Origin of the sequence: Pseudoalteromonas sp. ESRF-bin5, from assembly GCF_002632075.1 — a bacterium.
Taxonomy (GTDB): Bacteria; Pseudomonadota; Gammaproteobacteria; order Enterobacterales; family Alteromonadaceae; genus Pseudoalteromonas; species Pseudoalteromonas marina.
Map to the genome: position 1 here is coordinate 1 of NZ_NTLW01000264.1, position 7,477 is coordinate 7,477.

Here is a 7,477-nt window from a genome sequence, read left to right on the forward strand (position 1 = left end):
GGGTATTTCGATTCGAACTGGCGAACAAGCTTTTGAACGGCCATTTTGGAAGACGAAACTCGGCCAAGATGAACAGGTTGCGCACCTCTATGTTCTTCAATATAGGCAACTTCATTGAATTCTTTATGTGTATCAAGACCGATAAAAAGTATGCTATGTTTATTCATGTTAGCCTCTGCTGTTTAGTTAATTGACAAACTAATTATGGCTCTGGCTTTGAATTAAGCTAACCCACGAAAAGCGGAGGCTAACACCGTGTGGGAGTCATTATGTCTATGTGTTTTGGGGAGAACGGTTATGAGTCTATTTAAAGGCATTAGTGGAGATTTATCTAATGCTGACATTGGCTGGATAAAAGATAAATCAGCATCTTTTGAATATGGCTATAAATTAGCAGCTGAAAAATTATCCGATGGATTTGAAAAATTAGATACCAGATCTAAAGACTCTTTAATATTTCCAATAGTATTTCTTTATAGGCAATATATCGAAATAACTCTAAAAGGAATAATTACGGAGCTTGATAGTTTTTTACAAAATGACCGACAAGATAAATTATTAGAACGGCATAAGCTATTAAATTTGTGGGACGAAGCTGAAAAGCTTTATCGTCAATTTATCAAAAAGAACTCTATTGAGTTGGTATTTACCCCGGCTAAATCATCAAAAGAAAGATGTGTTATAAAAGATTTTAATAAGCTTGATGAAGACTCTTTCTGCTTTAGGTACGCAACAGATAAACGTGGCAATGAGACATTACCTAGCGTTGATTATATAAGCCTTAACAATTTTAAAAGTCAAATTTCTATTGTAATAGAATATATGGATAACATAACCGAAACATTAGCTCATGCAAGGGATATCTGAGTTTCAATAGGAAGACAAAATGAAAAAAACATTAGCGATAAGCTTGGTAATTATTTTAATAGCGGGCTGTTCTATGAAACAACCTATGCCTGATAACTTGTATTTTAGGCAGGCAAGTTTGTTAATGCATATGGAACGTTGTAAACAAGCTGGATATCTTGCCTCATACGATTACTATTCTGGTTTTCAAGCTATGACCTATACTGTTAATACATGGGATTATGATGAAAAAACTTTCAAAAATAAGTTTAATGAAATCAGTTTGAACTGGAAAGATATAGCAGCAACCTCAAGTTGGTGCGAAGGTACTAAAAAGGAAGTTAATAACTTGATAGCTAATGCAAATAATCATAAAAGAACTTCAGCAGAAAGTAGGGTAGCAAATCAACAAGCAATGGCAAGCATTTCACAATCACTTCAAGAATTAGGGCAGGCAAGTCAACAAGCAGGGCAACAAGCATTAAGTTCTGTACAAAATATGCAAGTAGTCTCTCCGACTATCACTTACCCGAACAATACCATCAATACAAATACACTCCCTGCTCCAGATGGTTATGAAAAGACGGTTGTACCATCAGGAACGGTAGGTGTTTTGAGAAACAGCAGCTTTTCAAATGGAGCTAAGCTTTGTGAGTATAGTAATGGTCGCGCTATTAGGATTCAGGCTTCTCAAACTTGTCCTAATTTACTTCAACCATAAATTTTTGTTGTTAGCTAAATTCGTTAAGCGTCTGTTTTTATTTGGAATTATAGGGTGATCGCTAAACACATAACAAGCAAATTAAAGCGGAACAATTACAGTTGGCTGGTTCCGCTTCGCTTCACATTTTAGCCAACGGTAATTGCCCGTTTATTTGGGCGTTAGATTTTCGGAGGGTGTTTGGATACTGCATCAATTATCTTAGGTTGGTTATTAGGGATACTTAGCCCTGTAATTGTTAGCCGTATAAATCGTCAGTACAAAAAGAAAGATTTACATACTGGTATTATTAAAGAAATAAATCATATCGAGTGATTGGGGTCAAATCTTGACTTCAGACATTTAAAATCTTCAATGTGTACAATTGGCTGTTAGTTCAGCCACTAAGTTGAGTCTCGTTACTTGCAATATTTCCCCTATGTTTAGCCTAATTGTAATATGGTATTTTCAATGAATTTGTTTATTAAAAGCGATTTTTGTTCCTTTTAAATGGCCAGTCGCTCTTGCCGTTCAGTAACTCTACCTTGATGTGTATGATCAATTTAACAATATATCTTACTTTACTTGTTAGTTGAGTTTCGTCTGGTACAATCAGTCAGTTATTCGCGTAAGCGAAACGTTGTAGATTAATTCGAGTGGGAATTGGATGAGAATTTTTAAAGCGAAAAGCCCAGCAGGATTTGCTGAAGAATACATAGTTGAGTCTATTTGGAATGGCGATTTCCCTCCAGGTTCAATTCTACCAGCTGAGAGAGAGCTCTCTGAGTTAATTGGCGTAACAAGAACCACATTACGCGAAGTGTTACAGCGTTTAGCGCGAGACGGCTGGCTAACTATTCAGCACGGCAAACCAACAAAGGTTAATAACTTTTGGGAAACGTCGGGCTTAAATATATTAGAAACGTTAGCACGTTTAGATGAAGATAAAATGCCTGAGCTGACAGATCAGCTATTGTCTGCACGAACAAATATAAGTGCTATTTATACCCGTGCTGCAATTAAGCTTAACCCTGAGCGTGTCATTGAAATTTTATCATTAAGTCACGAACTTGAAGATACGGCACAAGCATTTGCTGATTATGACTATAAAGTGCATCACGAATTGGCCGTTGCAGGTAATAACCGAATTTATGTTTTAATTTTAAACGGTTTTAGAGGGTTTTATTCTAAAATTGGTTGTCATTACTTTTCAGATCCGGGTACCCGCGAGCTTGCCCGCCAGTTTTATAAAGATTTAACTGTATTAGCGCAAAATAATGAGCACGATGGTGCAATTTCGATGATGCGTAAATATGGTCATCAAACGGGTGAAATTTGGCAAAAAATTCGTGGCGATATGCCGTCGGATATAATGGACTAAACATTTTAAAAAAACCTGCATTTGCAGGTTTTTTTGTATTTGCGGTGTTTTAATTTTCTGTTCGGTATTTTCGATTGCCCGCATCGGTAAATACGATTATCTTTTTTAAAAGTTTATATCTAATATACAAAACAATTATGTGTAGGTGCTATTGGTTTTTAACTTTTAGCGCCCATATATGTACCAGCATTGCGAAAGCAATTGAAAACAAACTCAAAATATTTGGAGAATAAAATGGGTGTATTAGTAGGCCGCCAGGCACCAGACTTTACCGCTGCAGCAGTTTTAGGTAATGGTGAAATTGTAGATAGCTACAATCTACACGAAACAATTAAAGGTAAAAAAGCTGTAATCTTCTTTTACCCATTAGATTTCACGTTTGTATGTCCTTCTGAACTTATTGCATTTGATAAGCGTTTTGAAGAGTTTAAAAAGCGTGGCGTTGAAGTAATTGGTGTTTCTATCGATTCTCAGTTTTCTCATAATGCATGGCGTAATACGCCTGTAGCTGACGGCGGTATTGGTAAAGTACAATACGCACTAGTTGCAGACGTTAAACACGAAATTTGTAAAGCATACGACGTTGAACATCCTGAAGCGGGTGTTGCATTTCGTGGTTCGTTCTTAATCGACGAAGAAGGTAACGTACGTCATCAAGTAGTTAACGATTTACCACTAGGTCGTAACATTGACGAAATGATCCGTATGGTTGATGCACTAGCGTTCCACAGTGAGAACGGTGAAGTTTGTCCTGCTGGTTGGACTGAAGGTAAAAAAGGTATGGATGCAAGCCCTGAAGGTGTTGCTAAGTTCCTTTCTGAAAACGAAGGCGAGCTATAATTTAGCCCTTTTGTTTAAATAAAAAAACCGCCAGTTGGCGGTTTTTTTGTTTGTGTAGCGTTTAGAAAGAAAAGCTTACTTTAGTATAGATATAACGACCGCGTGGGTTATGTACACCCGAGGCGTAACCGTATAAGTCAGAATCACCGTCACCAATTGCAAATGGTGGCTCTTCATCAAATAAGTTATTAATACCTAACGATACTTTAGCAGAGTCAGAAACACGGTAAGACGTTTGTAAGTCAACCAGTGTTTGCGAGTCAACCATACGTGATGTATTAGTATCGAAATCTAAGTTACCATCGAAGTCGATATCTGGTGTATCTTCAAACTCACCAACATAACTAATGTTTAAGTTAGTGTTAAACGCGCCCATTTCCCAGTTAGTTGAGAAGATAAAGCGGTGCTCTGGGTACCCATATTCACCGGTATAATCGCGGCCATCTTTTTCAAATTTATCTTGGTATGCCCATTCTAAATTGAATTTTAATAAGCCTAAATCGTCAAGCGAGTGATTGTAGTTTGTTGAAATATCAACGCCCGACACTTCTTGCGATGATACGTTTTCAAAGGTGCTAAATATTTTTTGAATAGTACCTAACGCATCGCCACCATTTGGTGATAAACGAACACATACTGTGCTGTTTTGGTTATTACATTCAGAGGCGTAAATAGGGCCAAATTCTTGCTCGTCAATTTTGTTATCTTGTGTGATGCTCCACACGTCTACGCTCAGACCAAATTCGGCTGTTGGTGCCCAAATAAAGCCAACGTTCCAAGATTCAGATTCTTCTGGTTGTAGATCGGGGTTACCTGCAAACTCAATGTTGTAATCAAGTGCGCTACAGTCTTTCCCTGTTGCTTGACAGCGGTACGTGTCTACAAAAAACTGACTTTCTTGAGATGGACCTAAACCAACTTGTGCAAGAGAAGGGGCTCTAAAGCCTTGCGCCCATGAACCACGAACCGTAATTTCATCGGTTGGTGCCCAGCGAAGTGCAACCTTTGGGTTGGTAGTGGTGCCAAAGTCGCTGTAGTCATCGTAACGACCAGCCAGTTGTAGCTCTAGGGTTTCTGCAAGTGGAATTGAAAACTCAACATACGCGGCGTACTGGTCTCTGTTTGCTGATGCAGATACAGATTCAGTACCAAATATTAAACCACGTTGGAATTGATCATCTGGGATATCGCTGACGTCTTCTTCACGGTATTCGATACCAGCGGCCATCATTACAACATCGTCGCCAAAGCTAAATGCTTCACCAGTAATGTTTGCGTCAAATGAAGTCATATGCGATTCGCCACGACGAACAAGGCTGGTGGTAATTCTGTCTACAACTGCCGGATCGTTGTATGTACCGCCGAATGGGTTGTAATTACCTGCGTCAATTTCTTGTTGTAAGAAATCAGTACGAACCCAACCTTGCGAGCGGTCGCCGGTTTGCATTGATTTACTGCGACCTTTTTGTACTGCTGTTTCCCAGCTCCAGTCGTTAATTTCGCCTTTTAAGCCAGCCACAATTCGCATTGTGTCTGATTCAATATCCCATTGGCGGGCACCCGCGTCTACAGTACGGTAGCGGCCAATTTCGATGTCTTGCCCAAATGGGTTATTAGGATGATTTGCTGGTACCGTTAGGCCTGCATCTTCGTCAAGTGGGGTTGGTGCACCCGCTGCAACCGACGTATTGTGCTGAACGGCCATTTCTAAAAAGCCCGTAATGCCATTGTCAAAGCGATATTCAAATTGCGATATTGCGCCAATACGTTCAGCAGCTGGGGCTATGTAGCCAAACGGGCCATAATCAAATAAACAGCTTCCGCTTGCAGTTGCGTTTTCTGCTGGGCAATCTGGGTCAATTGTTTTTACACCATCAACGTAAAAGTAGCCAGGGAAGCCACGAGATGAACGGAAATCTTCACCGCCATAAGGAGATTGGTTTGCGGTACCCAAGCGGCCCATTTCATCTGATGAAAGCGATGTGTTTTTAAAGTAATCAATGATTACTGACGCACTGCTTTTTTCGCTAGTGGTACCCCAAACAACACTTGCTGTCGTTTCTTCATAGTTAGGGCCATCAGTGCCGCCGTACCCTAAGTTTACCTCTACGCCATCGATATCTTTTTTCAAAATAACGTTAACAACACCGGCTACAGCATCAGAGCCATAGATTGCAGATGCACCGTCTTTTAAAATATCTATTCGTTCAATAGCCGATACTGGAATGCTGTTTATATCGACAAACGAATTAGTTATCCCTTCTGCAAACGCACTAATTGAGACTCTGCGCCCGTTAATCAGTACAAGTGTTGCGTCGGCACCTAAGCCTCGCAAGCTTACAGCGGCAGCTCCATTTGCCGTCGAATCTTGGTTGTTACCACGTGTAGAAAAAGTACCACTGCCTGCAACAGGCATTCTTTCGAGTAGTTGTTGAAGGTTATCGTAACCCATGTTTTCAATATCGGCTTTACTGATTGATTGCACTGGTGATGGGCCTTCAATGTCAGAGCGTTTAATACGCGAGCCTGTAACTTCAATGCGTTCTACTTTTTTTGCTTCTTCAGCGGCGTAAGTTGTTGTTGTAAAGCCCGCTGATAATGAAAGTGTTGCGCCAATAATAATACTTGGCGTAAATGCAATTGATTGCTTCATCCTTAAATCCTTGTTGATATGTAATAAGTTTAGTTGCTCAATACCAATCCTTTTAAATTGTTAAATAAATCCCATACTTAAGCGGATTGATATAACAAGCGACGACATTAATATCATGTAACTTAAGTGTTAGCAATGAGACTGAAATGTGATTTTAGTATGGGTTTTAGTGTGATTTGGGATGATTTTAAAGCAGATGTTATGCGCTGAAGCAGGTTTAAATAGGCGCATATGCTTTATTTTAGAAATAAAAAATACAACCTCATTGAGAGTAATAATTAAATTAATTGATTCACAATAAAATTGTAATAAATTATTTATAGGTATATTTAGGCTGAATAATGGTCTTGTTGTGTATTAATAAAACAAATGGCGCTTGGTTTTTTTATAAAAAAAAGCCTAACTGAGTTAGGCGTTTTATTTAAACTTTGTGCTTCATTAAGCGCTCTTTTTCGCGCGACCAGTCTTTATTTTTACCGTCTTCGCGTTTGTCATGCATTTTTTTACCTTTTGCTAAATGAAACTCAAGTTTCACCCAACATTTTTTCCAATACATGGCTGTAGCCACTAATGAATAGCCGTCACGTTCAGTTGCTCCCACTAAGCGGTCAAGTTCTCGTCTGCTTAGTAAAAGCTTTCGGTAACGCATAGGGTCGCAAATAACGTGAGTAGAGGCACTATTTAATGGTTGAATTTGACTACCAAGTAAAAATGCTTCGCCGTTTTTAAGATGTATATAAGTTTCAGAGATATTTACTTTACCAGCTCGGATACTTTTTACTTCCCAGCCTTGTAGTTCGACACCTGCTTCAAACTTATCGTGTAAAAAATACTCATGTCGCGCTTTTTTGTTTAGCGCGATGGTATTGCTTGTCGATTTTGATGAATTTTTCTTAGCCATAGTGCCCTATAATATACGTAATGTGAGATGTTTTACATCGATTTTTAGTAATGATTTTAAAAAATTAGATCTAATTTATGCGTCATGAAAGTTTGGGGAAACGAACAAAGCTTGCTAAAATTCGCCCACACATTTGGGAGTGAGTATGCCACAAAT

At 38.9% G+C, this 7,477-nt stretch carries 6 protein-coding genes and 1 pseudogene; 4 read left to right on the forward strand and 3 right to left on the reverse strand.

The features are described 5' to 3' along the window. Nucleotides 1-167 (reverse strand): annotated as a pseudogene (locus BCG07_RS16310) (IS110 family transposase); the annotation flags it as partial. Nucleotides 168-297: 130 nt separating this feature from the next. Here BCG07_RS16310 and BCG07_RS16315 point away from each other — a divergent pair. From BCG07_RS16315 to BCG07_RS16330, 4 genes are all read left to right on the forward strand, one after another. Then, nucleotides 298-867 carry a hypothetical protein gene (locus BCG07_RS16315; protein ID WP_286891126.1) on the forward strand — a complete coding sequence of 190 codons (570 nt, stop codon included), beginning with the start codon at nucleotides 298-300 and terminating at the stop codon, nucleotides 865-867. 19 nt (nucleotides 868-886) lie between these two features. Next, the gene (locus tag BCG07_RS16320; RefSeq protein ID WP_286891128.1) at nucleotides 887-1,567 is read left to right on the forward strand and encodes a hypothetical protein; all 681 of its coding nucleotides are present in this window, start codon (nucleotides 887-889) and stop codon (nucleotides 1,565-1,567) included. Between the two features lie 646 nt (nucleotides 1,568-2,213). Further along, on the forward strand, nucleotides 2,214-2,927 hold the full coding sequence (gene fadR / locus BCG07_RS16325) for a fatty acid metabolism transcriptional regulator FadR (RefSeq protein WP_006793939.1): 714 nt from the start codon (nucleotides 2,214-2,216) through the stop codon (nucleotides 2,925-2,927). Between the two features lie 234 nt (nucleotides 2,928-3,161). Next, entirely contained in the window at nucleotides 3,162-3,767 is a 606-nt protein-coding gene (locus BCG07_RS16330; protein WP_006793938.1) for a peroxiredoxin, read from the forward strand. Between the two features lie 61 nt (nucleotides 3,768-3,828). Here the strand turns inward: BCG07_RS16330 and BCG07_RS16335 are convergent, their stop codons facing one another. Continuing rightward, on the reverse strand, nucleotides 3,829-6,420 hold the full coding sequence (locus BCG07_RS16335) for a TonB-dependent receptor (RefSeq protein ID WP_039038522.1): 2,592 nt from the start codon (nucleotides 6,418-6,420) through the stop codon (nucleotides 3,829-3,831). Between the two features lie 421 nt (nucleotides 6,421-6,841). Then, nucleotides 6,842-7,321 (reverse strand): SsrA-binding protein SmpB, encoded by a 480-nt coding sequence (smpB, locus tag BCG07_RS16340; protein WP_006793936.1) that lies wholly within the window; start codon nucleotides 7,319-7,321, stop codon nucleotides 6,842-6,844. Between the last annotated feature and the right edge of the window lie 156 nt (nucleotides 7,322-7,477).

Excerpts from the sequence above, each read along its gene's own strand:
- BCG07_RS16315 (WP_286891126.1), top strand. The coding sequence starts at position 298 with ATGAGTCTATTTAAAGGCATTAGTGGAGATTTATCTAATGCTGACATT.
- BCG07_RS16320 (WP_286891128.1), top strand. The coding sequence starts at position 887 with ATGAAAAAAACATTAGCGATAAGCTTGGTAATTATTTTAATAGCGGGC.
- fadR (WP_006793939.1), top strand. The coding sequence starts at position 2,214 with ATGAGAATTTTTAAAGCGAAAAGCCCAGCAGGATTTGCTGAAGAATAC.
- BCG07_RS16330 (WP_006793938.1), top strand. The coding sequence starts at position 3,162 with ATGGGTGTATTAGTAGGCCGCCAGGCACCAGACTTTACCGCTGCAGCA.
- BCG07_RS16335 (WP_039038522.1), bottom strand. The coding sequence starts at position 6,420 with ATGAAGCAATCAATTGCATTTACGCCAAGTATTATTATTGGCGCAACA.
- smpB (WP_006793936.1), bottom strand. The coding sequence starts at position 7,321 with ATGGCTAAGAAAAATTCATCAAAATCGACAAGCAATACCATCGCGCTA.